Below are 25,011 nucleotides of genomic sequence, written 5' to 3'. Positions count from 1 at the left end.
GCTGACTCAAAGACCTAAGCGCTTCAATGTTTCGGCGCTTGGACGACCCTCAGCATCCCAACAACGAACCTGGTAGTACTCAGGAAGCATCTTATCCAAACCACTCACCACGCCTTTGCCTGGGCCAGTTTTAGCAGCCTCTTCCATCAAACGCTTAGGCAACTTATCGTCTTTATTTGTAAAGCCAGAACGATTATTAAAGTCTCGCTCCATATTCCAGATGCGTTCACCAATAGTCGTTAAATTTTCTACTGTGAATTCATCTCCACACGCTGCTTGCAGTTGTGGCGCCACATCCGCCAAGGTCCATGCAAAACTCGTAAAGATACAAATGCCCGCCGAATAAAAGGCAGCAGTAGCATCTTGAAATGCTTTAACCAATTCTGGCTTTCCTTGAGTTTCAGTTGACTCAGTCTTTACAGGAATGCCCAGCACTTCTGATGCAATGGTGTAGCCGCGAAGATGGCAAGCACCCCGATTTGAGGTGGCATAAGCTAAACCAATACCCTGAATCACGCGCCCATTGTAAGCAGGAAACTCTTGCCCTTTCACACTCATAGAAAGATCTGGATATCCATATTTTTTCGTCAAGCGCGCAGAGCCAAGACCAATCTCTTTGCCAAAACCGGTGCCCTCAGTTGGAATGTCAGCCAAATAGCAAAGCGCTTTCGCGGATCCAAATGGAGACTCAATACCAATTTGCTCTTTGGTTAAAACACCCATTTCATAACGCTCCATCACAGCGCCAATGGTGGCTCCAAAAGAAATGGGATCTAAACCTTGTTCATTACACAGCTGATTGGCGTATTGCAAAGCTTCCAAATCATTGACACCATTCGCCGCACCAAGTGCCCAAGCCGCTTCATATTCAAGCCCACCAGAAGCGTGCATATGTTGAGGCTTATTCTCGATTGAAAAATGGGTGTCGTCGATTTTTGAGATACGACCGCACGCGATGGTACAAGCAAAGAAATCTTGATTGGTTACCGAGTGCGCTTTGCCATCACTTTCACGAGGGGTCGCCATGGCTTCGGCGGAAATATCTTTGGCACCCTCAACCTGAACATCTTGGTGGTTGCGAGTTGGAGGTGCGCCTACTTCATTAATGACATTCATTAATACTTGCGTGCCATACGTAGGTAGACCTTGCCCAGTAACAGCATAACCAGCCAACACCGCCTTACCTGCCGCCACTGCTTCCATAAATGCTTTTGGATTTTTTAGATTGCCAACCCCTTTGGTATCGCGAACTGCGACAGCCTTTAAATGCTTACTGCCCACCACCGCGCCAACCCCTGAACGCCCTGCCGCACGGTGCAAGTCATTCACAATCGCCGCATATAGCACTTGGCTTTCACCGGCACGCCCAATACAAGAAACTCGTATCTGCGGGTCCTGATATTTGATTTTGATTGTGGGCTCCGTTTCCCAAACAGATCGGCCCCATAAGTCAGAAGCATCAATGAGTTCTGCCTTATCGTTTTCGATATAAAGATATACGGGCTTAGCCGACTTGCCCTGCAATATCACCATATCCCAGCCAGCCATCTTTAATTCCGCACCCCAATAACCACCAGAGTTAGAGCAAGCAATGGCTCATGTTAGAGGGCCCTTAGTAACAACAGTGTAGCGACCAGCTGTAGATGCTGTGGTTCCAGTTAAAGGGCCAGTAGCCCAAATAATTTTATTTTCTGGAGAAAGAGGGTCTACCTTAGGATCCACCTCTTCAATAAAATACTTTGAAGCCAAGCCACGTGAACCCAAATATTCCTTGGCCCACTTCATATTCAAAGGTTCAGATTGGCAAGTGCCCTTGCGTCAGTTAACGCGGAGTAATTTTCCAGCCCATGACATGATATTTTTCCTATACTTTTTTAGTTAGCGTTATCTTGGTTGCCAAGCTTATCGGCCCACTCACGCATTCTGTCTAAGCCAGTCCAATCCGCATCCACATAGGTAATCGCCTCGGTTGGACATGCTGTGGCGCATGCTGGATCGCCACCACACAAGTCGCACTTTTGTACTTGACCGGTATTCTGAACATAATTAATAGTTCCAAAAGGGCAAGAAATCGTACAGACCTTGCACCCAACACAAGTATCTTCAGAAACCACTTTAGCGCCTGTAACCAAGTCCACTCGAATTGCGTCAACAGGGCAAGCTTGCAAGCACCATGCTTCATCACATTGGGTGCAGGTGTATGGCACCTTTTTGCCGGTTTTATGAAATTCAAATACCTTAATGCGCGATTTAGAGGTATTAAAACCCCGTAGTTCTCATAACTACAGGCCATCTCACATTGAAGACACCCAGTACATTTGTCTGCGTTGATGAGCAGTGACTTTTGCATGTCGATTCCTTTTGCCAATAAATGCAATGTTTTGCATATAAGGACTCATAATCTTCGAAATTGATATACCTAGATAGCTAGGGAAAGCCCTGAAATCGATTGTTTACTGCCATAAGAAAAATGGGGGTACAAGACCCCCAGTGATGAATGCGACAAACAATCTAATTTAGGCTAGTGCGCCGCAGCAGTTCTTATACTTCTTCCAACTACCGCAGGTGCAAGGATCGTTTCGACCTACCTTGGGTCCGGTGCGAAGCGGGACTGGCTGAATATCAATTGGAGCGCCGCGATCCCCCGTTGAACCCGCTACCTCTCTCTCTGGATCAGCGTGTTGATACTGAATATCAGAAAGCTTAGCTAAATCATCATTCATAGATTCAGAAGCCTGGTCTAGCTCACTGGCACTACGAATCTGAACAGTCATGATGCTTTTGACAACATCATTCTTAATAACGTTGAGCAATTCGCCATATAGCTCAAATGCTTCGCGACGATATTCTTGTTTTGGATCTTTTTGGGCGTAACCACGCAAATGAATGCCTTGGCGCAAATGATCTAAGGCAGCCAAATGCTCGCGCCAATGGCTATCTAGGCTATATAGAAGAACTGAGCGCTCAAAGCTAGCAAAGGATTCGCGACCAGAGAGATCTACTTTTGCATCGTAAGCTTCTTTGGCAGCCCGCAAGACTCGATTAACTATCTCAGCATCATCTACAGTATCTGCGCCCTCAACCCAAGCTTTCAGATCAACTGAGAGACCCCACTCGCTAGCTAAAACATTCTCGAGCCCAGTAAGATCCCACTGCTCTTCCATAGACTCAAGCGGAACATACACTGAGCAAACGGAACGTAATACATCTTCACGTAAGTTAGCGATTAATTCACCAATATCGCCACTTTCAAGAACTTCGTTGCGGAGACGATAAGTTTCTTTACGCTGATCATTCGCGACGTTGTCATACTCTAGCAATTGCTTGCGAATATCAAAGTTACGTCCCTCTACTTTGCGCTGCGCAGACTCAATCGAACGAGTCACCATGCCTGCCTCAATCAGCTCTCCATCTGGCATCTTGAGGCGCTCCATAACGGCGCGCAGACGATCACCAGCAAAAATACGTAAGAGCGGATCATCCAATGAAAGATAGAAACGAGAAGATCCAGGATCACCTTGACGACCCGAACGACCTCTCAACTGATTGTCAATACGACGGCTTTCATGGCGCTCGGTACCAATAATATGCAAGCCACCTGATGCCAGAACTTGATCATGAATACCCTGCCACTCATCTTGCAATTGCTTAATCTTGGCCGCTTTTTCAGGATCGGACAGTGCGTCATCAAGCTCAATCAATGCAGACTGCTTGCCCACATTACCGCCCAAAATAATGTCAGTACCACGACCCGCCATATTAGTAGCGATGGTGATCATCTTTGGACGGCCTGCTTGAGCAATAATTTCTGCTTCACGCGCATGCTGCTTAGCGTTCAAGACTTGATGCGGTAATTTACGCTGATCCAATAAATTCGCAATCAACTCTGAGTTCTCAATTGAAGTGGTACCCACCAATACTGGCTGACCACGTTCATAGCAATCTTGAATATCTTTAATGACCGCGTCATAACGCTCACGAGAAGACTTGTAGATTTGATCTTGTTTGTCTTTTCTTTGGCTCATACGGTTTGGAGGAATCACAACAGTTTCTAAGTTGTAAATTTCCTTAAATTCATACGCCTCAGTATCGGCAGTACCCGTCATGCCGGCCAACTTGCCGTATATGCGGAAATAATTTTGGAATGTGATCGTAGCTAAGGTTTGATTCTCATTCTGAATCTGCACACCTTCCTTAGCTTCCACGGCCTGATGCAATCCATCAGACCAACGACGACCTTGCATCAAACGGCCAGTGAATTCATCTACGATGATCACTTCGCCATTCTGAACAACGTAATGTTGATCACGGTGATACAAAGAATGTGCGCGCAGAGCGGCGTACACGTGGTGCATCAAAGTAATATTTTGTGGCGCGTATAAAGAATCGCCATCATTGAGCGCGCCTAGCTGCACCAATACAGCCTCGGCTTTATCGTGACCTTGCTCTGTTAAGTAAACCTGCTGAGACTTCTCATCTACCCAATAGTCACCCGGCTTCTCAACACCAGTGCCATCCACTTTTTCTTCACCAATCTGGCGTTCCAAATGGGATGGCAGCGCATTAATTTTGATATAGAGATCAGTGTGGTCTTCGGCCTGTCCAGAGATGATTAATGGAGTGCGAGCCTCATCAATCAAAATAGAGTCGACTTCGTCAACAATCGCGTAAGCTAATCCGCGCTGAACTCGCTGATTCAAATCCTGAACCATGTTGTCGCGCAAATAATCAAAACCAAATTCGTTATTCGTGCCGTAGGTAATATCCGCCGTGTAGGCTTCTTGCTTGGTGGTGTGATCCATTTGGGATAAATTCACACCCACCTTCATACCTAAGAAGTTGTACAACTTAGACATCCACTCTGCATCGCGTTGCGCCAAATAGTCATTGACCGTTACAACATGGACACCTTTACCAGTCAACGCATTTAAATAGACTGGGAGAGTAGCGGTAAGGGTCTTTCCTTCGCCAGTACCCATCTCAGCAATCTTGCCTTGATGTAAAGCCAAGCCACCCAGAATTTGGGCATCAAAATGACGCATCTTCATGACGCGCACACTTGCCTCACGCACGACCGCAAAAGCTTCGGCTGCGATATCGTCTAACGACTCTCCAGCAGCCAGACGGGACTTAAATTCCGCAGTTTTAGCCGTAAGCGCAGCATCATCCAAAGATTGCAGGGACGCCTCAAAAGCGCCGACCTTGGCAACGACTGTGCGATACTGTTTTAAGAGGCGGTCGTTACGGCTGCCGACCAGGGTTTTAAGAAGACCGATTACCATGGGATATCGAAGAAAATTAAGTCATTCAGTTTATCACCCGCAACCCCATGTTTTATGAACCTTACCCCAAAATCATCCCGCAAGCACACAGCACACGACTGGATGGATTACCTACGAGAGTCCCATGGTCTAGGGGGTATTTTGGCCAAAACCGAGGATCTAGCCAAACTCAAGACAAGCATTAACTTGGCACTCGCAAATCTTGATTTAGAGCATCTGAGTTCGAAAATTGAGACTGGATGGCGCTCTGGCTCGCAAAATGAGCTTGTTTTACTAGTCAGTAGCGCTAGTATTGCCAGCCGCCTACAGCAAATTTTACCCAGCCTAATCAATGAGTTATGGAAATATGGCCTGCAGTGTAGCGCAGTGAAAGTGCGGGTAAAACCCGCCCCACCCGCGTGGGAAGTGAAGCCGCGCCTAGATCAACGCGAAAAGCCCACGGGACTAAATGATGTGGCGAAAAAGTCCTGGGAGTCTCTTTTAGAAAAATTAGGGCCAGACTCGGGCTTACGCTCCTCTATTGAGAAGCTACTCAAAAACAAGCCAAAGTAACCAACAGTAGTCCGTATCTCTTTAGAAAAAGAGGGGCTGACTTTCGTGAGAGTAAGCTCCCGGAGCTTTATTTTCAGCAAAAGTGCTGATTTCATAAGAACTCTGGTCTTCCAATAATTTACGCAAAAGCGCGTTATTCAGAGCATGACCCGACTTCTCGGCAACGTAAGCACCCACAATAGGATGCCCGATGAGATAGAGATCACCAATCGCATCCAAGATCTTGTGACGCACAAATTCATCTTCATAACGAAGTTCTTCGTTATTCAAAATGCGGTGTTCATCCAAAACAATTACGTTATCTAAACTGCCGCCGCGCGCTAAACCCATTTCGCGCAACGCTTCAACTTCATGAGCGAATCCAAAAGTACGTGCGCGCCCAATCGCACTGCGATAAGCATGTTCTGCAAAATCGACTACAAAACGCTGGCCTGTTTTATCTACCGCCGGATGCTTAAAGTCAATCGTGAAATCCAATTTAAATCCAAATAATGGCTCTAAACGCGCAAGCTTATCGCCCTCACGAACCTCTACTGGTTTTTTAATTACCAGAAATTGTCGTGGCGCTTCTTGTTCGGCGATGCCTGCTGATTCAATTAGAAATAAAAATGAAGCAGCACTGCCATCCATGATGGGCACTTCTTCCCCATCCAATTCAATCAATAAATTATCGAGACCTAGACCAGCACAAGCCGATAACAAATGCTCTACCGTGGAAACACGTACGCCGTCTTTCTGAATCACGGAAGCCAGTCTGGTGTCGCATACCGCTAGAGCAGTTGCGGGAACAATAGCCTGCTCAGGCGTATCCACCCTAACAAACTGAACCCCTGAATTGATTGGCGCAGGCTTAATTGCAATCGTGACCTTGCGCCCAGAATGCAAGCCAATCCCCACGGTCTTGACCGGAGTAGCGATAGTGCGTTGCTTCATCATATTGAGATATCTAAATTCAGGGGATATGGGTTATTAAATACATTCGAATTACAGCTTTTTCAAAATAGAGGCCGCATCACTCACTTCGAACTTGCCAGGAGCTTCGCGATCCAGTGACTTCACAATGCCATCTTCGATAATCATTGCGTAACGATCAGAACGAACACCGAAACCACGAGCGGTTAAATCCAACCCAAAACCGAGCTTTTTGGTGAACTCGGCGCTACCATCACCTAGCATGCGAATCTTTTTACCAGCCTTCTGATCGCGGCCCCATGCGCCCATCACAAATGGATCATTTACAGAAACGCACCAAATTTCATCAACGCCTTTAGCCTTAATCGCATCGTAGTGCTCAACATAGCCAGGCACATGCTTAGCAGAACAAGTGGGTGTAAATGCACCAGGCAATGCGAAAAGCACAATCTTTTTTCCTGCCGCTAGCTTCTCAACTTCAAAGGCATTTGGCCCTAAAGAGCAGCCTTCACTCTCTTCATCAAACAATTCGTAAAGGGTAGCGTTCGGTAATTTTTGTCCAACAGCAATCATGACGTCTCCAATAAATAATTGTTAGTAAGCATACCAACGAAAGCGCGGGATTCGTCGTCCGGAGGGGCGCGGCGCTGGCATTCTGCAATTACCTATTGTATTAAGCAGTTAATTAATCTGCTTGCTTACGCAAAAAGGCCGGGATTTCATAGTAATCAGCCCCTTTATCCAACATGGATTTAGCTTGCGGAGAACTATCCGAACCTAATGTAGGCGCAGGAGTCGCTTCACGAGAGCTACGAAAAACCCGCGGCAAATCATATTGACTGTAGTCAACACCAGAGCTTGCTGGCTGAGCTGCCATTGCTGGAGCGCTACCAGTGCCAGTTAAAGTCATGCCTGCACTAGTACTTAAAGCAGCATCTAAGCTCACCTTACTGATAGCTGCTGATGGGCTATCAGGAGCAAAGCTATTGAGATCGGCCATTGTTGGCATTGCATCATGCGTACCAGTAGCTTGTCTCCAAACTACTTCAGGCTGGTTGTTTTTACGAGCTTGGGGATTATTCAAACCAGTAGCAACAACAGTCACACGCAAGGCATCGCCTAAGCTCTCGTCATATACAGTACCGAAAATCACGGTTGCATCATCCGCAGCATAGCCACGAATCGCAGCCATTACTTCACGAGTCTCAGATAACTTCAGTGAACGGCTAGCAGTAATATTTACCAACACTCCACGTGCACCAGAGAGATCAACACCTTCGAGCAATGGAGATGCAACTGCAGCTTCGGCAGCCAAGCGTGCGCGATCCATGCCGGAAACTGTTGCTGTTCCCATCATCGCTTTACCTTGCTCCCCCATGACTGTCTTCACGTCTTCAAAATCGACGTTAATCAAACCTTGAACGTTAATGATTTCTGCAATACCAGAAACAGCGTTGTGCAATACGTCATCAGCACAAGCAAATGCCTTATCGAACTCAGCGTCTTCACCCATTACCTCAAAGAGTTTTTCATTGAGAACCACAATCAATGAATCCACATAAGACTCGAGCTCTGCCGCACCATTTTCAGCAACCTTCAAGCGCTTCACACCCTCGAAGTCAAATGGCTTGCTGATTACGCCAACAGTCAAAATGCCCATTTCCTTAGCCACTTGAGCCACGATGGGAGCCGCACCAGTTCCAGTGCCGCCACCCATACCCGCAGTGATGAATACCATATGCGCACCTTGCAATGTATCCGCAATACGTGCACGCGCTTCTTCAGCAGAAGCTGCGCCGATTTCTGGTTTAGCGCCCGCACCTAATCCGCTAGAGCCCAGTTGCAAATTCACAGATGCCTCAGAACGCTGTAACGCGCCAGCATCGGTGTTCATGCAAATAAACTCTACGCCGTTAACACCACGACGGATCATGTGCTGGACAGCATTACCACCGGCGCCACCGACTCCAACCACTTTAATAATGGTTTTGCCAGCTGTTTCTTGATCTAACATTTCAAATGCCATATACCCTCCTAGGTAAAAAACGTACTACATTGACGACGACGAAAAAACTTAAAATTTCCTGCGAACCATTCTTTCATGCGCGAGATAACAGCTTGTAACGCGCCTGACTGAGAAACTCGACGACCACGCAATAACTGCGCCTGGCCTTCCATTAACAAACCAATGCTGGTGGCATATCTGGGGCTACGTAACACTTCATGCAAATGGCCACGGTATTCAGGTGTACCAATACGGGCCGGCCTTAAGAAGACTTGTTCGGCCAACTCCACCATGCCAGGCATAAGCGCAGTGCCACCCGTCAAAACAATTCCCGAAGAAACCATATCCTCATAACCAGAATCACGCACCACGCCTCGCACGAGCGTAAATAACTCTTCAACACGAGGTTCGATTACTGCGGCCAATGCTTGCTTAGACATTGGGCGAGGCTCACGATCACCTACACCAGGCACATCAATCATTGCAGTAGGATCAGCCATTTCTTGACGCGCAATACCATGTGCAATCTTTAAATCTTCAGCATCGATTGTTGGCGTGCGTAATGCCATCGCAATGTCATTTGTAATTTGATCGCCTGCGATTGGAATTACTACGGTGTGACGAATAGAACCTTGGCAATAAATTGCTATATCAGTAGTGCCGCCACCAATATCCACCAATACGACACCAAGCTCTTTCTCATCTTCGGTTAGCACTGCCAAACCTGAGGCCAAAGGTTGCAAAATAAGATCGTTTACTTCCAGCCCGCAACGGCGTACGCACTTCACAATATTTTGCGCGGCACTGACAGCGCCAGTAACAATATGCACCTTCACTTCTAGGCGCAAGCCACTCATACCGATTGGCTCGCGCACATCTTCCTGTCCATCAATAATGAATTCTTGAACTAGGATGTGCAAAATCTGCTGATCTGTTGGAATATTGATTGCCTTAGTGGTTTCTAAAACACGCTCCACATCTCCGGCACTAACCTCTTTATCGCGTATAGCAACCATGCCGCTTGAGTTAAAACTCACAATATGATTACCAGCAATCCCAGTAAACACTTGGACAATCTGGCGATCGGCCATTACCTCAGCCTCTTCAAGCGCCTTTTGAATCGATTGAACGGTAGCCTCAATATTGACTACAACGCCCTTCTTCAAACCCTTGGACGCAGTTTGACCAACGCCAACAACGTTAAATTGACCATCGGGAGCTAATTCAGCAACCAAGGCAACCACCTTGGAAGTTCCAATATCCAAACCAACCAAAATATCGCGATTGTCTTTACTCATTACCATTCCTCATTGCTTCAGCACGCTTTTTTTACTATCTACTTCATTCTTTTTCACACTTGCAGAGGCAAGATGAACCGCAAACCCATTTGCATATCGCAAATCAACCGCATCAATTCGATTTGCCCATTTCTCTTGCACTTGCGGCCAATATTTCAATAAACGAGCAACGCGCTCTTCAATCAAATTTTTATTGGAGCTTTCTTCATCACGCCCAAATTCCACCTTCATACCGTTGGAAAGTCTGACGTGCCATGCATAGCGCTCCGTCAAGACAAGGCTAGTTACTTCAGCACCCCACGGCTTAAACCAATTGTTGGCTTTTTCATAAAGACTCATCACCTCTTTGCCAGCATCCGCAGGACCGGAGAAATCCACTAAATGAATATCGTCACCTACCTCAGAAACGCATCCTGCGAAAAGCTCCCCATGGGTATTCATCAGAGTGTGACTATCCACCCCACCCCAAGTGCCAAAAGGCTTCTGCTCTTCAATACTCACTACCAACCCATTTGGCCAAACGCGGCGAACATTTACATGTCTTACCCAGGGCATGCTCTCAAAGCCACGTTTCACATCCTCTAAACGCACGCTAAAAAAATTGCCCTGCACCGTTTCAAGGACCTGCTGTTTCACAATGGGTTTATTAATATGCTTCAGCGTTTGTCCGGCAACTGGCTCAATTTGAATTTGCTTTAAAGCAAATACTGGGCGCTGACTCAACCAGACCAAAATACCAATTACTAATATCACCACGAAACAACGCATCAAGAACCGACTCAACTTCTCCATACGGCCAGAATGATTCCGAAGTGGAGTCATTAACATAGAGAAAATTTCACCGAAGCGGTCTATGAAGTTACTCATGCAGGAAGACCTTCTTTTTGCTCTAGCGCTTGGCTCAACAACCAAAGCACCAAGTCCGCATACTCAATACCAGCCGCTTTTGCAGCCATTGGCACTAAAGAATGGGAAGTCATGCCAGGAGAAGTATTCATTTCCAGCAAATAAGGTTTCCCAGTCTTCTGATCAAGCATCACATCGGCACGACCCCATGTACGGCAACCCAAGGCTGTATACGCTGCCAAGGCTAATTCTTGAACGGCAGCATTTACCTCGGGAGCAAGTCCTGTTGGACATAAATACTGAGTCTCATCAGAGAAATACTTGTTGTGAAAATCGTAATTTGCTTGCGGCGGAATAATTTTAATTACCGGCAAAGCCTCGGCAGTTTTCCCTTGTCCAACCAATGGACAAGTTAATTCATCCCCAATGATGCAAATCTCTGCGATGACCTTTTTATCTAATCCAGCAGCAAGTTTGTATGCCGCAGGCAATTCTTCAACCGACTGAACTTTAGTCAGACCCAAAGAAGAACCTTCGTTCGCAGGCTTCACAATGAGAGGCAAGCCTAGATGATTTACAACCGCATTCCAGTCGCTATCGGCTGTCAACTCCTCATGTTCAGGAGTAGCGAGTCCATTACTAATCCAAACTTGCTTAGTGACAATTTTGTCGATTGCCAAAGCTGAGGCCAATACGCCACTACCGGTGTAAGGTAGACCTAGCAACTCCAGAAGACCTTGAATAGTTCCATCCTCACCAAAGCGACCATGCAGAGAGATAAAGATACGGTCAAAATTTTCGTTAGCTAACTCAGTCGGACAACGCAAGCCTGTATCAAAGGCATGAGCATCGATACCTTTGGAGCGGAGAGCCTCTAAAACGCCATTACCCGACATCAGAGAAATTTCTCTCTCGCCCGATTTACCGCCTAGTAATACCCCAACACGTCCCAAAGACTTCATGTCTAATTCGGCCAAGCTAGACTTAACGCGATCACCAAAAGAGCTCAAATTAGCACCTACCTTAGACATGCTTTGCCTCCGATAAGGTATGCGGCAACGCGGAAATTGATCCTGAGCCCATGGTGATTAATACATCTCCATCTTTTAAAACCTGACTTAGTTTTTCTGACATCTCTGCAATACTTGCGGCATAGGCAACCGCGCTTGAATCCAATAAAGCTTTCGAATTTTTCTCTTCAGCAATAGCAGCCTTCATCAGACTCTTACCATCTGCCCCCGGAATTTTGGCCTCGCCTGCCGGATATACATCCGTGAGCACCAAAGCATCAAAATTTCTGAGCACCTGCACAAATTCACCAAAGCAATCACGAGTTCTAGTGAAGCGATGTGGTTGAAATGCCAGGACCAAGCGACGGCCTGGATATGCACCCCTAGCCGCAGCTAAAGTTGCCGCCATTTCTACTGGATGATGCCCATAGTCATCGATCAAAGTAAAGCTACCGCCCGATGCCAATGGAATCTCTCCATAGCGCTGGAAGCGACGACCCACTCCACCAAACTCTGAGAGCGCTTTGATAATCGCTTCATCACCCACACCCAACTCGGTTGCAATACCAATTGCAGCTAAGGCATTACGTACGTTGTGTAATCCAGGCAAGTTCAGTGTGACATGAAGTGGGCCAGGCTTATTGCCGTGCCTGCGCACTGTCCGGCGATCAACAGTGAAATCCATCTGTGTGCCATCTGCACGCACATTGCTTGCGCGAATATCCGCATCATCCGACAGGCCATAGCGCAATACTGGCTGTGAAACAAAAGGAATGATGTCGCGCACATTAGCATCATCAATACAGAGCACCGCCACACCATAGAACGGCATACGCTGGATGAACTGCACAAAAGCCTGCTTTAAGCTGGCCATATCATGCTGATAGGTATCCATATGATCAGCATCAATATTGGTTACCACTTCCATTGCGGGAAATAATTGCAAGAAAGATGCATCGGATTCATCTGCCTCAACCACAATGAAATCGCCACGCCCCAAACGCGCGTTAGCGCCAGCTGAATTGAGTTTGCCGCCGATCACAAATGTTGGATCCAGGCCACCCTCAGCCAAAACCGATGCAACTAGACTGGTAGTAGTAGTTTTGCCATGGGTACCGGCGATGGCAATGCCTTGTTTTAAGCGCATTAACTCACCCAACATCACGGCACGTTGGATGACTGGAATCTTTGCGGCGCGCGCCGCCAATACTTCTGGGTTGTTGCCTGCAACCGCTGTGGAGATCACGACAGCTTCGGCGGTATCAATATTTTTAGGATCATGCCCAATATGAATGACTGCACCCAATTCTTTGAGGCGCTTAGTCACTGCGCCTTCGGCAAGATCTGAGCCCGATACTTGATAACCTAAGTGCAAAAGCACTTCGGCAATGCCGCTCATGCCAGCACCACCGATACCGATGAAGTGAATTTGCTGAACGATATGCTTCATATACCCACTCCCGCACAACCCGCACAAACTTCAGCCACCCGCTGAGTTGCATGTGGCTTCGCTAAGGCATGAGCACGTAGCGCCATCTCTTTTAAATCTCTCCGATTGAGGTTTTGCAACATCATTGCTAAATCTTGTGGATTCAGTAATGGCTGCGGCAGTAAAACCGCTGCATCTGCATTTGATAAAAACTGCGCATTCGCGGTTTGATGGTCATCAATTGCAAATGGGAATGGAATTAAGTAAGAAGCAACACCACAGGCCGCGATTTCAGAGACAGTCATAGCGCCGGCGCGACAAATCACTAAGTCCGCCTGCGAATAGGCAGCTGGCATATCGTCGATAAAAGGACGAATGTCTGCAGCGACGCCTAGATCCGCATAACGTTTTTGTAGATCTGCCAAATGCTTGTCGCCAGCTTGATGAATTACTTTTGGACGTGATTCCGCTGGAATCAATGCCAAAGCAGCGGGAATATTGTCATTTAAAGCGGCGGCTCCCAAGCTGCCACCCACTACCAAGATCGACAGGACTCCTTGGCGCTGTTCATAACGAGCTGCTGGTGCCAGCATATGGTCACACTCTTCACGAATCGGATTGCCAACCCACTCCGCCTTTTCCATCGTGCCAGGAAATCCAGTGAGAGTGCGCATGGCGATTTTGCTCAAGACACGATTGGCGCTTCCAGCTACAGAATTTGACTCATGGAGGACTAAGGGGCGCTTCAAAAATTTCGAGACCAAACCACCAGGGAAGGTGATGTATCCACCCATACCTAAAACGACATTAGGCTTTACGCGACGCACAATCTTCCAGCTTTGAATACAAGCGCGCATCAAATTAATGGGAAGCATTAATTTGGCTTTTAAGCCCTTGCCACGCAGGCCGCCAAACTCCACAGATTCAAATGGAAAATCGCAAGACTTCACGAGGCGATATTCCATGCCAGCTTGATTTCCCAACCAAGAAACATTCCAGCCGCAAATCCGTAAATATTCAGCGACAGCAAGGCCTGGGAAAATATGCCCGCCAGTACCGCCAGCCATCACTAAGATTGAGGGTTTCGTCAAAGCTTCCCTCCGCGCATGAGAATGCGATTTTCGTAATCAATCCGTAGCAACATTGCTATGGCAACGGCATTCATCAAGATTCCAGAGCCGCCATAACTCACCAATGGCAAGGTTAAGCCTTTGGTTGGTAACAAACCAAGATTCACGCCCATATTGATGAAGGCCTGCCAACCAATCCAAATGGCCACACCCTTAGCAGCAAGCCCGGCAAAACTACGATCCAATTGCAAAGCGGTACGGCCAATCAAGAAAGCGCGCCGCACGATCCAGTAGAACAAGAAGATCATGACCGCCACACCAACAAACCCAAGCTCTTCACCAATCACCGCCATAATGAAATCGGTATGCGCTTCAGGCAAATAATGTAATTTTTCTACGCTACCGCCGAGTCCCAAACCAAACCATTCGCCACGTCCGAATGCCATGAGCGAATGCGTTAGCTGGTAACCCTTGTTGGCTGCGTTATCGACCTGCCAAGGATCCATAAAAGCTAACATGCGTCCACGACGGAATGGTGAGAGCGCAATCATTGTTGCGCCACTCATCAAACCAACTGCAATCAAACCACCAAATAATTTAGCGTTAATACCGCCTAAAAAGAGAATGCCAAATGCAATTAAGGCGACCACTACGAATGCGCCCATATCAGGTTCAGCCATGAGCAAGCAGCCAACCAAGGCAACCGCAATACCAATGGGGAGCATGCCCTTAACAAATGAATGAAGATATTCTTGACGTTGAACAGTATAACTGGCGGCAAAGATCACGGCAGCGAACTTCATCAATTCGGAAGGCTGGAAATTCATCAGACCCAAGGGAGTCCAGCGCTTAGCCCCGTTAACACCCTTACCTATGCCAGGAATTAAAACGGCAATCAGCAATAAAACAGTAAATCCAAAAATGACTGGCGAATACCGGTCCCATATCTTTGTCGGAATCTTAAATGCCCAAATTCCAACACCAATTGCGATTGCTAAAGAAATCAAATGGCGAATAAGGAAAAAATTGCTGCTGTAGTTTGCGTACTTAGGGCCATCAGCCAAAGTAATAGATGCGGAGTACACCATCACTAGACCAATGAGCATCAGAGATAAAACTGCCCAGACAAGCAACTGGTCATACTCCATCATGCGTGAACGCGTCTGCTTTACGCCTGATACCGCATCACGTAAACCCGTACGGAAATTATCAATTCCGCCTCGAGAAAAATTCCAGAAGCGAGTTAGCCCAAGACGATTTTCAGGAAAAAATTTCTCTTTTAAGTTCATGCCTGAACTCCTTCAAATTGCATTCCCAGCTCTTCCACTTCCGCGACGAACATCTGGGCTCGCTCAATGTAGTCTCGGAACTGATCCAAGCTTGCGCAAGCTGGTGAGAGCAATACCAAATCCCCCGATACTGCTTGCGCAGCGGCAGCCTGAACGGCAGATTTCAAGTCACCACAATTGGTACTTTGAATTCCAGCACCAAGAGCCTCACCTATCGCAACTCCATCTTTGCCGATCAAGAAAGCGCCCTTCACAAAGCGCAATGCTGGTTCACGTAGCGGACTGAAATCCTGCCCCTTACCCTCGCCACCAGCAATTAACCAAATGCGCTTTCCGGACTCATTGCTGCCTAAACTATTTAATGCGGCAACAGTCGCGCCCACATTGGTGCCTTTGCTGTCATTCACATACTCGACATCTTTAACAATTGCGATGCTTTGCACGCGATGCGGCTCGCCATGGTAATCACGTAAGCCATGCAACAGAACATTCATTGGTAAATTAGCAGCGCGGGCCAAAGCAAGCGCAGCCAAGGCATTTAATGCATTGTGTCTGCCGCGAATTCTTAAGGCATCCGCCGGAATCAAACGCTTGAGCCTTAATGGTTCATCATCTTCGACCACTGCGGACTTGCGACGGCGTTTTGGCTTAGGATCAACATCCTCATCTACTTCAGCCAATACCAACCAATCAATTCCACCAGCGCGCAAATCATGCTCAATACCAAAAGCACCCTGCTCATCCGGGCGATTAGAGCCAAAAGTCACAATTGATTTCTCTGACTTTTGTTCCTCGGAAAGCAATCCCATTACAAGAGCATCATCACGATTAAGAACGCAGACCGTATCAACCCCAAATATTCTCGCTTTAGCCTCTGCATAAGCGTGCATATCGCCATGCCAATCCAAGTGATTCTGGGTAATGTTTAGGACGGTTGCCGCAGTAGCATTCAGCGTGTGGGTATAAACCAATTGGAAGCTCGAGAGCTCTAATACCCAAACATCTGGCATGTCAGTAATTTGATCCGCCAACTCCAAGCAGTTCATTAACTTATCCAGAGCGGCAGGGCTAATATTTCCTGCGACAGCAACCTTTTTACCGGCGCGCTCACAGAGTTGGCCAGTTAATGCTGTGGTGGTTGTTTTGCCATTAGTACCAGTAATAGCCAATACTGCAGTCTCATAAGCTGACTCTTGCGCTTGCGCCATACGGCTCAATGCTGCAATTGCACGAGCAAAAAATTCAATCTCGCTCCACACATGGATTTCAGCTTCCTCAGCCTTTACCAAGAAAGAGTATGGTGGGTCTTGCACTGGCGATAAGCCCGGGCTGATGCCAATCACATCAATCTCTTTGAGCAAGTCATCTTCCAGAGGACCAAAACAAACATCTTTTAAACCAGCAATACGAAGCTCTTCCAGCCAAGCATGTTGACGCTCTGTAAAAGTGGATTGATCACGTGTATCTGCTAATCGCACCTCTGCACCATTACGTAAACACCACTTCGCCATTGCTACGCCGGTCTCACCTACACCCAAGATTAGGAATCGGCTAGGCGCTTGATAGCCTTCATCACTCATGAAGGCTGAATTCGCAAAGGTGTTTGCTAAAATCAACATTACTTTTGGATCACCGTAATTTCAAGCTAGATAAGCCAATTAAGACCAGGAGAATAGTGATGATCCAGAAACGCGCAACTACCTGCGTCTCTTTCCAACCACCCAATTCAAAATGATGGTGCAGCGGCGCCATACGAAAAATACGACGACCCTCGCCAAAATGTTTTTTGGTTAACTTGAACCAAAATACTTGCAGCATCACTGATGCTGTCTCAGCAACAAAGATGCCGCCCATCACAAACAACACAATTTCTTGACGAACAATCACGGCGATGGTGCCGAGTGCGCCACCCAAGGCCAGCGCGCCCACATCACCCATAAAGACTTGCGCTGGATGAGTGTTGTACCAAAGAAATGCCAGCCCAGCACCGCCCATAGCACCACAGAAAATCATAAGCTCACCAGCACCCGGAATGTAAGGAAAGAGAAGGTACTTTGCGTAGATAGAGTTACCCATCACATAAGCAAAAGCACCCAAAGCGGCGCCTACCAAAATTACTGGCATGATGACTAAGCCATCAAGTCCATCCGTTAGATTGACGGCATTACTGCTGCCCACGATGACTAGGTAGCTCAAAATAATGAAACCCATGATGCCCAGCGGATAACTGATCTCTTTCATAAAAGGAATCAGCAAATGGGTTTTTGCCGGTAGATCTAAAGCAAAGCCACTTCTGAGCCACTCATAAAACAATTGCAACACTTTGAGGTTGTTGACCTCAGAAACAGAGAACGCAAGATAGATAGCGGCAAACAAGCCAATTAAAGTTTGCCAAAAGAATTTCGCTCTCGAGGCCATGCCCTTTGGATCTTTGTAGACCACTTTGCGGTAGTCATCTACCCAACCCACCAAACCAAAACCGAAAGTCACAATCATCACAATCCAAATAAATCGATTGCTCAGATCAGCCCACAATATGGATGAGATAAAGATGCCGATCAAAATCAAAACCCCACCCATGGTTGGGGTGTCTGATTTCACTAAATGGGTTTTCGGTCCATCAGTGCGAACCGCTTGACCCATCTTCAAAGTGGCCAACTTACGAATAACCCATGGTCCCGCAGATAAGCCAATTAACAAGGCAGTCACTGTCGCCATCACCGCCCTAAACGTGATGTAGTTAAATACCCGGAAGAAGCCAAAGTCGTCCTGCAACCATTGCGCCAACATTAAGAGCATGTTTTAGTCTCCTCTAACAAGGCCTGCACTACACGCTCCATACGCATAAATCGTGAACCCTTGACCAAAATATTTAAATGTTCATTACTACCACCGGACTGCGCATGTAATGCATTTCTCAAGTGCGCAATCAAACTATCTATGTCCACAAAATGTTGCGCCTTAGAGAGAGTGACATCTTTTTTTGCGGCCTCATTAAAGCCCTGAAGAGCAAATTGACATTGCGCACCCAAAGCAAATAACTTTGAGACACCTTGCTCAGCCGCATAAGCGCCGACTTCTCGATGAAATTCTGGCCCCTGATTACCAACTTCGCCCATATCACCCAAAATCACCCAAGATAAATTACCTGATTGCTTTAAAGCATCAATCGCAGCTCTTACTGAATCTGGGTTAGCGTTATAACTATCATCAATTAAGGTGTGCTTTGCATCCATCACTTTGGATTGCATGCGACCATTAACTGGCGAGAAAGATTCGAGACCCTGCTGAATTTTTTCAAGACTTACACCAGCAGCAATGCCTACAGCGCTTGCCGCTAGAGCATTGCGAACATTGTGGCTACCTAAAGTATTCAACTGAACTTCAATGACGCCCTGCTCAGTTTCAATTCGCACATGACCATTACTTAATACACTTCCTGTCGCTGCGGCCGATACTTGAGTTTGCCCTGATGACAATACAAAATCGATGACCTTGCGTCCACTAGCAGCCTTGCGCCACACATCCCCAAATTGGGAGTCCGCCGGGAATACAGCAATACCATCGCTTGGCAAAGCCCGAATCGCATCAGAATGCTCTTCCGCCACTGCTGCGACGGTAGCCATAAATTCTTGATGCTCGCGCTGAGCATTATTGATTAATGTGATATTGGCTTGCGCTATTGCAGCTAACTGGGCTGTCTCACCAGGGTGATTCATACCAAGCTCAACAACGGCAAGGCGATCGCTTGATCGCAATTTCAACAAAGTTAATGGCAATCCGATATCGTTATTGAGGTTGCCTTTAGTTACCAAGGTATGTTGCTCGCCAACTGCGGCCTTAAAAATCGAAGCAATCATTTCCTTAACCGTGGTCTTGCCATTGCTACCTGTAACCAACGCTAAAGGAATGGGGTGATTAGCACGCCATGCTTTTGCCAAATTTCCTAAGCCAACGCGGGTATTGGACACGCAAATGGCTGGCAAATCTGCCAGGCATTTATTTTGTTCGCTAATAAGAGCAGCGCCTGCGCCAGCTTTAGCAACATCAACCAAGAAATCATGCGCATCAAAGCGTTCGCCAACCAACGCCACAAATAATTCATTGCGCTCAATCTGACGACTATCGCTTCCCACCCGAGAAATAGATACTTCCCGCGCGGCTTCTGTAGAAGTGTTGAGCAATGTGCTTCCAGGCAACATAGCCTGTGCTTGCGCAAGGGTTGTCATAACAGACATTAGACCCCGCCTACAGCAGCCAAGCGAATATGTTCTTGGTCAGAGAAATCAAATTTCTTGCCATTGATTTCTTGTGTGGTTTCATGCCCCTTGCCCGCAACCAAAACAATATCCCGCGTGCTCGCATGGCGAACGGCGGCCATAATTGCGGCCGCACGATCAGCGATCACTTGAATACTTTTCCCATCGCTCTTAATGCCGTCGCGAATCATTTGCATAATGACCTGCGGATCTTCGGAGCGAGGATTGTCACTGGTAATCAAGATGTGATCGGCATTGCGTTCAGCAACAGCCCCCATAAGCGGTCGCTTACCCGCGTCGCGATCACCACCACAACCAAATACACACCAAATTTTCCCGCCACGCTGCTCCGCAATTGGACGCAATGCCTGCAGTGTCTTTTCTAACGCATCTGGAGTATGCGCATAATCCACAACCGCCAACAAACCATCCATTTTTTGCGATTTGCCGCAGCGAATCAACTCCATGCGACCGACAACTGGATTTAATTGACTCACCTTTTGGGCAGCTAGGTCGCCACTCATTCCTTGAGAAAGCAATACCGTCCATACCGCAAGCGCATTACTTAAATTAAATTCGCCTAATAATGGAATATGCAAATCAACACTGTCTGCGCCATTGCAAATAAATTTTGCGTTATAGTCTGCGCCACTCAGAACAGCATCTTTTGCATAGCTACGCTGCAGGCGATCACCAAATTTTTCAAAGCCATCAAACGCTGATTGTGATAATGCGTACGCCCAAACCTTTAAGCCTTCTTTAGCCAAGAGATTCATAGCTAATTCACGGCCAAAAGCATCGTCTAAATTAATCACCGCATGCTTGAGGCCAGCCTGTTGAAACAACTTAGCCTTAGCTTCGGCGTAATCGGCCATATTACCGTGGTAATCCAAATGATCTTGTGTCAAATTGGTAAACACTGCACAAGCAATTTCCGTTCCAGTAATTCGCTCTTGATGCAATGCGTGTGAAGATACCTCCATGGCTACTTGCTTTGCACCAACGCTTCGCAATTCTGCTAGTTGAGTTTGCAACTTGGGGGCGTCTGGCGTGGTATAGCCAGTCTGAACCAATGCCCCAGGGAACCCAGTGCCTAAAGTACCCAACACCGCAGTGGGATGATTACTAGCATCCAAAGCTTGAGCCAACCACTGCGTGATGCTTGTTTTTCCATTAGTACCTGTCACACCAATGATATTTAATGCTTTACTAGGATGCCCATACCATTCCGAACATAATTGACCAGCTTTGCCTGCAAGATTTTCAATCGCAAAGCATTGTGGATGTTCAGTAAATTGATTACCCATACCCGCCGGATCAAATACCACAGCAGCAGCCCCATTGTTAAGAGCGGCTTCAATAAATTGGCGACCGTCACGCAACACATTGCCATGACCTACTGGGTATGCAAAAAAGATATCGCCAGACTGAATCTGGCGACTATCCCCACATACTTTAGCGGAAGCATTCGCCAAAGTATGTAGGTGGTCAATCAAATGATTGGTGTCTATTTTCAATGCCACCCTCATCTTTTCAAAACCACATGTTGCGCTTGCGCATTGGCAGCCTGAATCTCCGCCGGGCTCTTGTCCTGCAATACCATTTGCTTGACTTTGCTATCAGGTAATACATTCAAGGTATGCAGCGTTTCACTCACAATGGTTGAAAACACTGGCGCAGCCACATCTCCACCGTAGTGACTTCCGCCAGTAGGCTCATCAATCATTACCGCAACAACAATCCGTGGCGCACTAATTGGGGCTAACCCAGCAAAGTAGGCGCGGTATTTATTGCCATACCCTTTGCCAACCAACTTATGCGCTGTTCCAGTCTTTCCACCCACGCGGAATCCTTCAGCCTGCGCTTTAATCGCGGTGCCACCAGGCTCAGTAACCGCCTCCATCATGTTGCGTATTTCAATCGCGGTTTTTGGAGAGAGAACTTTTGTGCCTGGCTTGAACTCTGGACTACGCTCAATCGTCAAAGGCACTAATTCGCCATCACGGGCAAAAACGGTATAAGCACGCGCTACTTGAAACAACGATGCAGAAATACCGTAACCAAATGCGATACGCGCTTGATCGGTAGGCATCCACTTTTTATAAGGATGCACGGTTCCGGCTACAGCGCCAGGAAATCCGATCTTCGGCGTCTGGCCTAAGCCAACTGCCGTATAGAAATCCCACATCTCTTCAGCAGAGAGATTATTCATTGCGATCTTGGCGATACCAATATTGCTGGACTTTTGAATAATTTGGGCAACCGTTAAATTTCCATAGGGATGCGTATCCGTAATTGGCTTTGGTCCAACTAAGTATTTCGCGCCAATCACCATATTGGTATCTGGCTTAACCGCGCCCTTTTCCAATGCAATCGCAATTGTTAAAGGCTTCATGGTTGAGCCAGGCTCAAAAGTATCAGTCAATACGCGATTACGTAATTGTTCGCCAGTTAAAAATCGTCGATCATTTGGGTTGTAGCCTGGGTAATTGGCTAAAGCCAAGATTTCGCCGGTTTGCGTATCCAATACGACAGCGCCACCCGCTTTAGCGTGATGTTTTGCAACCGCGTCCTTAACCGCGTTATACGCTAAGAACTGAATCTTGCTATCAATAGACAGATTTAAGTCTTTTCCATTTTGTGGCAACTGCAAGATCGCGACATCCTCAACAACACGACCCAAACGATCCACCACTACACGTCTTTGTCCAGGATGACCGGCAAGCTCATTCTCACGAGAAAGCTCCATACCTTCCTGCCCTTTGTCGTTCACATTAGTGAAACCAACCACATGGGCCATCGCCTCGCCCTCTGGGTAGAAGCGGCGATACTCATTGTTCAGGCCAATACCCGGAATTTCTAGCTGTTTAATTTGCTGCGCAACAGCTGGATCGACTTGGCGTTTTAAGAAGATTTGCTTACGTTCTTCTTTTAATTTTTTACGCAACTCTGCTTCACTAATTTGCAGCAGGCTTGCTAGCTTTTGTACTTTGTCAGCAGCCAAATCATCAGGCACCGTATCGTTATAAGCGATAACCGATTTCGCCTCTAAGCTAGTTGCGATAACTTGACCATTGCGATCCAAAATTTTTCCACGACTAGCAGGCAACTCCAATTCACGTTGCGTACCGCGCACACCCTTTGCTTCGTAGAACGCGTTTCCTGGACCCTGAATCCAAAACGCGCGCAGCAATAGCATCATGAAAACAAAGAATAAGAGAAATAGCATTAAGCGCGACCGCCACATGGGCAGACGCAGCACTAAATTTGGCGTAGTGGAAAAACCGACCGGCCTCATTTAGTCGCCTTCAGGTACAAAGTACGCTCTGGGCTAATAGGAGACATGTGCAATTGATTGCGCGCAACATCACGAATGCGCGCGGACTGCGAAAGATTGCGTTGCTCATACTCAAGACGCAACCATTCTTGATTCAACTTGCGCTCTTCAATCTGCGCGCGCTCTTGCAAAATAAATAACTTACGCGCACGTTGCTGCGCTGCCACCAGCGATAAAGCGCAGATCAATAGCAAAGCGAGCAAGGTTAATGTCGCACGATTCATGCAAACGATCCCATGCGTTTTTCGGCGACACGCATAATGGCTGAACGTGCCCGAGGATTCTCAGAGACCTCAGCATCACTTGGTTTAACGCGAGCAATAATTTCTAATGCGCTTTGCCGCAAATCTTTCGCACGCACAGGCAAACCACGTGGCACCTCTACTTTTGCGTGAGCCTGTAAAAACTGTTTGACAATACGATCTTCAAGCGAATGAAAACTAATCACCGCAAGTCTTGCGCCAGGTTTTAATAATTTCAAAGCCGCTTTTAAGCCAAGCTCTAAATCTTCCAACTCGCGATTAATAAAAATACGCAAGGCTTGAAAAGTTCTGGTTGCGGGATCTTGACCTGCTGCACGTGTACGCACAACGCTTGCCACCAAACTAGCTAACTCTGTTGTGGTTTTGGGAGACAGTCCCTCTTCGCGCTTGGCCACAATAGCCTTCGCGATCTGATATGCAAAACGTTCCTCTCCGTAAGTCTTAATCACGTGTGTGATTTCCTCCGGCGACGCTTGCTCCAACCACTCTGCAGCAGTTAGACCATAATTGGTATTCATGCGCATGTCGAGCGGACCCGCGCGACGAAAAGAAAATCCCCGATGCGCCTCGTCCACTTGAGGCGAGCTGATGCCCAAGTCCAACAAAATTCCATCGACTGATTCCGCCTCTGCGTACTGATCCATCTGCGCAAAACTGTCGTGCACAATCTTCAAGCGTGGATCGTTGATTTTCTGCGCTACCGCAATCGCATCTAAGTCCTTGTCGAACGAGATCATGCGAGCGGATGGATTCAACTCGTTGAGTAGCGCTTGTGTGTGACCGCCGCGACCAAAGGTTCCATCGATTACCAAAATAGGCTTTGCTGCATTTTGATTTTGAATCAGCGGACCGCCAACTAGCGCCGTCACCGCCTCGGCCAGTAACACTGGGCGATGAGTTATGTTCATGGCACCCTGTCATCAAAAATTAAATTGCTTGAGTACTTCAAGCATGCCCTGCGCAATTGCAGTCTGTTCTTTTGCGGCGTATGTTGCCGCATCCCACAATTCCAAATGGCTTCCCATACCAAGCAAAATCACTTCTTTTTCAAGTCCCGCCGCTGCGCGTAATTCTGGACTCACCAGTACACGACCAGCACTATCCAAATCCATTTCCGCAGCATTACCCAAAAAGATGCGACGCCACCAATGGGCATCCATTGGAAGCTTTGCAACTCTCGCCATAAAGGTTTCCCATTCAGGCCTAGGGAAGAGAAGGAGGCAGCCATCGGGGTGTTTTGTGAGTGTGATTGGGCCCTCACCTTGTACCAACAAGGCGTCACGATGCTTAGCCGGCACAGACATGCGGCCTTTTGAATCTAAATTGAGAGCTGACGCACCTTGAAACACCATTGACCCCACTTTTTCACACTTCCTCCCACTTTAGAGGGTCACCCTAAGAGGGTCAAGTGTTTTTAGGAGTTTTTTTAGGAATTTCTCTAGTGTTTACAAACACTTAG

General features: G+C 47.2%; 19 protein-coding genes and 2 pseudogenes. 1 reads left to right on the top strand and 20 read right to left on the bottom strand.

Going from position 1 to position 25,011, the window contains the following annotated elements:
- Nucleotides 1-6: 6 nt before the first annotated feature.
- The 3 genes and pseudogenes from DXE35_RS00720 to secA all read right to left on the bottom strand — a co-directional run bounded on the left by DXE35_RS00720 (nucleotide 7) and on the right by secA (nucleotide 5,282).
- Nucleotides 7-1,854 (bottom strand): annotated as a pseudogene (locus DXE35_RS00720) (aldehyde ferredoxin oxidoreductase family protein).
- A gap of 20 nt (nucleotides 1,855-1,874) precedes the next feature.
- Nucleotides 1,875-2,350, bottom strand: a pseudogene (locus DXE35_RS00715) (4Fe-4S dicluster domain-containing protein).
- A 166-nt stretch (nucleotides 2,351-2,516) separates the two neighbouring features.
- The gene (secA, locus tag DXE35_RS00710; protein WP_114689207.1) at nucleotides 2,517-5,282 is read right to left on the bottom strand and encodes a preprotein translocase subunit SecA; all 2,766 of its coding nucleotides are present in this window, start codon (nucleotides 5,280-5,282) and stop codon (nucleotides 2,517-2,519) included.
- A gap of 54 nt (nucleotides 5,283-5,336) precedes the next feature.
- Between secA and DXE35_RS00705 the strand changes: the two genes are divergently transcribed.
- A complete protein-coding gene (locus tag DXE35_RS00705; protein WP_114689206.1) occupies nucleotides 5,337-5,834 on the top strand; it encodes a hypothetical protein in 498 nt (165 codons plus the stop codon).
- Nucleotides 5,835-5,855: 21 nt separating this feature from the next.
- On the opposite strand, the gene lpxC is transcribed toward DXE35_RS00705, so the two are convergent.
- The 17 genes from lpxC to mraZ form a co-directional block, all read right to left on the bottom strand.
- The gene (lpxC, locus tag DXE35_RS00700; RefSeq protein ID WP_114689205.1) at nucleotides 5,856-6,770 is read right to left on the bottom strand and encodes a UDP-3-O-acyl-N-acetylglucosamine deacetylase; all 915 of its coding nucleotides are present in this window, start codon (nucleotides 6,768-6,770) and stop codon (nucleotides 5,856-5,858) included.
- 48 nt (nucleotides 6,771-6,818) lie between these two features.
- On the bottom strand, nucleotides 6,819-7,319 hold the full coding sequence (locus DXE35_RS00695; RefSeq protein ID WP_114689204.1) for a peroxiredoxin: 501 nt from the start codon (nucleotides 7,317-7,319) through the stop codon (nucleotides 6,819-6,821).
- Between the two features lie 112 nt (nucleotides 7,320-7,431).
- Nucleotides 7,432-8,772 (bottom strand): cell division protein FtsZ, encoded by a 1,341-nt coding sequence (gene ftsZ, locus DXE35_RS00690; RefSeq protein ID WP_114689203.1) that lies wholly within the window; start codon nucleotides 8,770-8,772, stop codon nucleotides 7,432-7,434.
- An 8-nt stretch (nucleotides 8,773-8,780) separates the two neighbouring features.
- Entirely contained in the window at nucleotides 8,781-10,049 is a 1,269-nt protein-coding gene (gene ftsA, locus DXE35_RS00685) for a cell division protein FtsA (protein ID WP_114689202.1), read from the bottom strand.
- A 9-nt stretch (nucleotides 10,050-10,058) separates the two neighbouring features.
- On the bottom strand, nucleotides 10,059-10,916 hold the full coding sequence (locus DXE35_RS00680) for a cell division protein FtsQ/DivIB (RefSeq protein ID WP_114689201.1): 858 nt from the start codon (nucleotides 10,914-10,916) through the stop codon (nucleotides 10,059-10,061).
- Complete coding sequence (locus DXE35_RS00675) at nucleotides 10,913-11,857, bottom strand: D-alanine--D-alanine ligase (protein ID WP_114690327.1); 945 nt, start codon at nucleotides 11,855-11,857, stop codon at nucleotides 10,913-10,915. Before DXE35_RS00675 ends, DXE35_RS00680 begins: the two co-directional genes overlap by 4 nt.
- Before the next feature lie 61 nt (nucleotides 11,858-11,918).
- The gene (murC, locus tag DXE35_RS00670; RefSeq protein WP_114689200.1) at nucleotides 11,919-13,355 is read right to left on the bottom strand and encodes a UDP-N-acetylmuramate--L-alanine ligase; all 1,437 of its coding nucleotides are present in this window, start codon (nucleotides 13,353-13,355) and stop codon (nucleotides 11,919-11,921) included.
- Nucleotides 13,352-14,425 (bottom strand): undecaprenyldiphospho-muramoylpentapeptide beta-N-acetylglucosaminyltransferase, encoded by a 1,074-nt coding sequence (gene murG / locus DXE35_RS00665; RefSeq protein WP_114689199.1) that lies wholly within the window; start codon nucleotides 14,423-14,425, stop codon nucleotides 13,352-13,354. The genes murC and murG overlap by 4 nt, the downstream gene beginning before the upstream one ends.
- Nucleotides 14,422-15,693 (bottom strand): putative lipid II flippase FtsW, encoded by a 1,272-nt coding sequence (gene ftsW, locus DXE35_RS00660; protein WP_114689198.1) that lies wholly within the window; start codon nucleotides 15,691-15,693, stop codon nucleotides 14,422-14,424. Before ftsW ends, murG begins: the two co-directional genes overlap by 4 nt.
- Nucleotides 15,690-17,273 (bottom strand): UDP-N-acetylmuramoyl-L-alanine--D-glutamate ligase, encoded by a 1,584-nt coding sequence (murD, locus tag DXE35_RS00655; RefSeq protein WP_114690326.1) that lies wholly within the window; start codon nucleotides 17,271-17,273, stop codon nucleotides 15,690-15,692. Before murD ends, ftsW begins: the two co-directional genes overlap by 4 nt.
- 49 nt (nucleotides 17,274-17,322) lie before the next feature.
- A complete protein-coding gene (gene mraY / locus DXE35_RS00650; protein WP_114689197.1) occupies nucleotides 17,323-18,492 on the bottom strand; it encodes a phospho-N-acetylmuramoyl-pentapeptide-transferase in 1,170 nt (389 codons plus the stop codon).
- Entirely contained in the window at nucleotides 18,483-19,931 is a 1,449-nt protein-coding gene (locus DXE35_RS00645; RefSeq protein ID WP_114689196.1) for a UDP-N-acetylmuramoyl-tripeptide--D-alanyl-D-alanine ligase, read from the bottom strand. The genes mraY and DXE35_RS00645 overlap by 10 nt, the downstream gene beginning before the upstream one ends.
- Entirely contained in the window at nucleotides 19,931-21,481 is a 1,551-nt protein-coding gene (locus DXE35_RS00640) for a UDP-N-acetylmuramoyl-L-alanyl-D-glutamate--2,6-diaminopimelate ligase (RefSeq protein ID WP_114689195.1), read from the bottom strand. Before DXE35_RS00640 ends, DXE35_RS00645 begins: the two co-directional genes overlap by 1 nt.
- Nucleotides 21,478-23,250, bottom strand: coding sequence for a peptidoglycan D,D-transpeptidase FtsI family protein (locus tag DXE35_RS00635; protein WP_114689194.1), 1,773 nt, complete (start codon nucleotides 23,248-23,250; stop codon nucleotides 21,478-21,480). Before DXE35_RS00635 ends, DXE35_RS00640 begins: the two co-directional genes overlap by 4 nt.
- Entirely contained in the window at nucleotides 23,247-23,513 is a 267-nt protein-coding gene (ftsL, locus tag DXE35_RS00630; protein WP_114689193.1) for a cell division protein FtsL, read from the bottom strand. The genes DXE35_RS00635 and ftsL overlap by 4 nt, the downstream gene beginning before the upstream one ends.
- A complete protein-coding gene (gene rsmH / locus DXE35_RS00625; protein WP_114689192.1) occupies nucleotides 23,510-24,460 on the bottom strand; it encodes a 16S rRNA (cytosine(1402)-N(4))-methyltransferase RsmH in 951 nt (316 codons plus the stop codon). Before rsmH ends, ftsL begins: the two co-directional genes overlap by 4 nt.
- Before the next feature lie 12 nt (nucleotides 24,461-24,472).
- Nucleotides 24,473-24,901, bottom strand: coding sequence for a division/cell wall cluster transcriptional repressor MraZ (gene mraZ / locus DXE35_RS00620; protein WP_114690325.1), 429 nt, complete (start codon nucleotides 24,899-24,901; stop codon nucleotides 24,473-24,475).
- Nucleotides 24,902-25,011: the final 110 nt, after the last annotated feature.

Origin of the sequence: Polynucleobacter necessarius (assembly GCF_900095215.1) — a bacterium.
GTDB lineage: Bacteria > Pseudomonadota > Gammaproteobacteria > Burkholderiales > Burkholderiaceae > Polynucleobacter > Polynucleobacter necessarius_H.
Note: the sequence above shows the minus strand (reverse complement) of the source record. Positions and strands in the feature narration are given on the sequence as shown.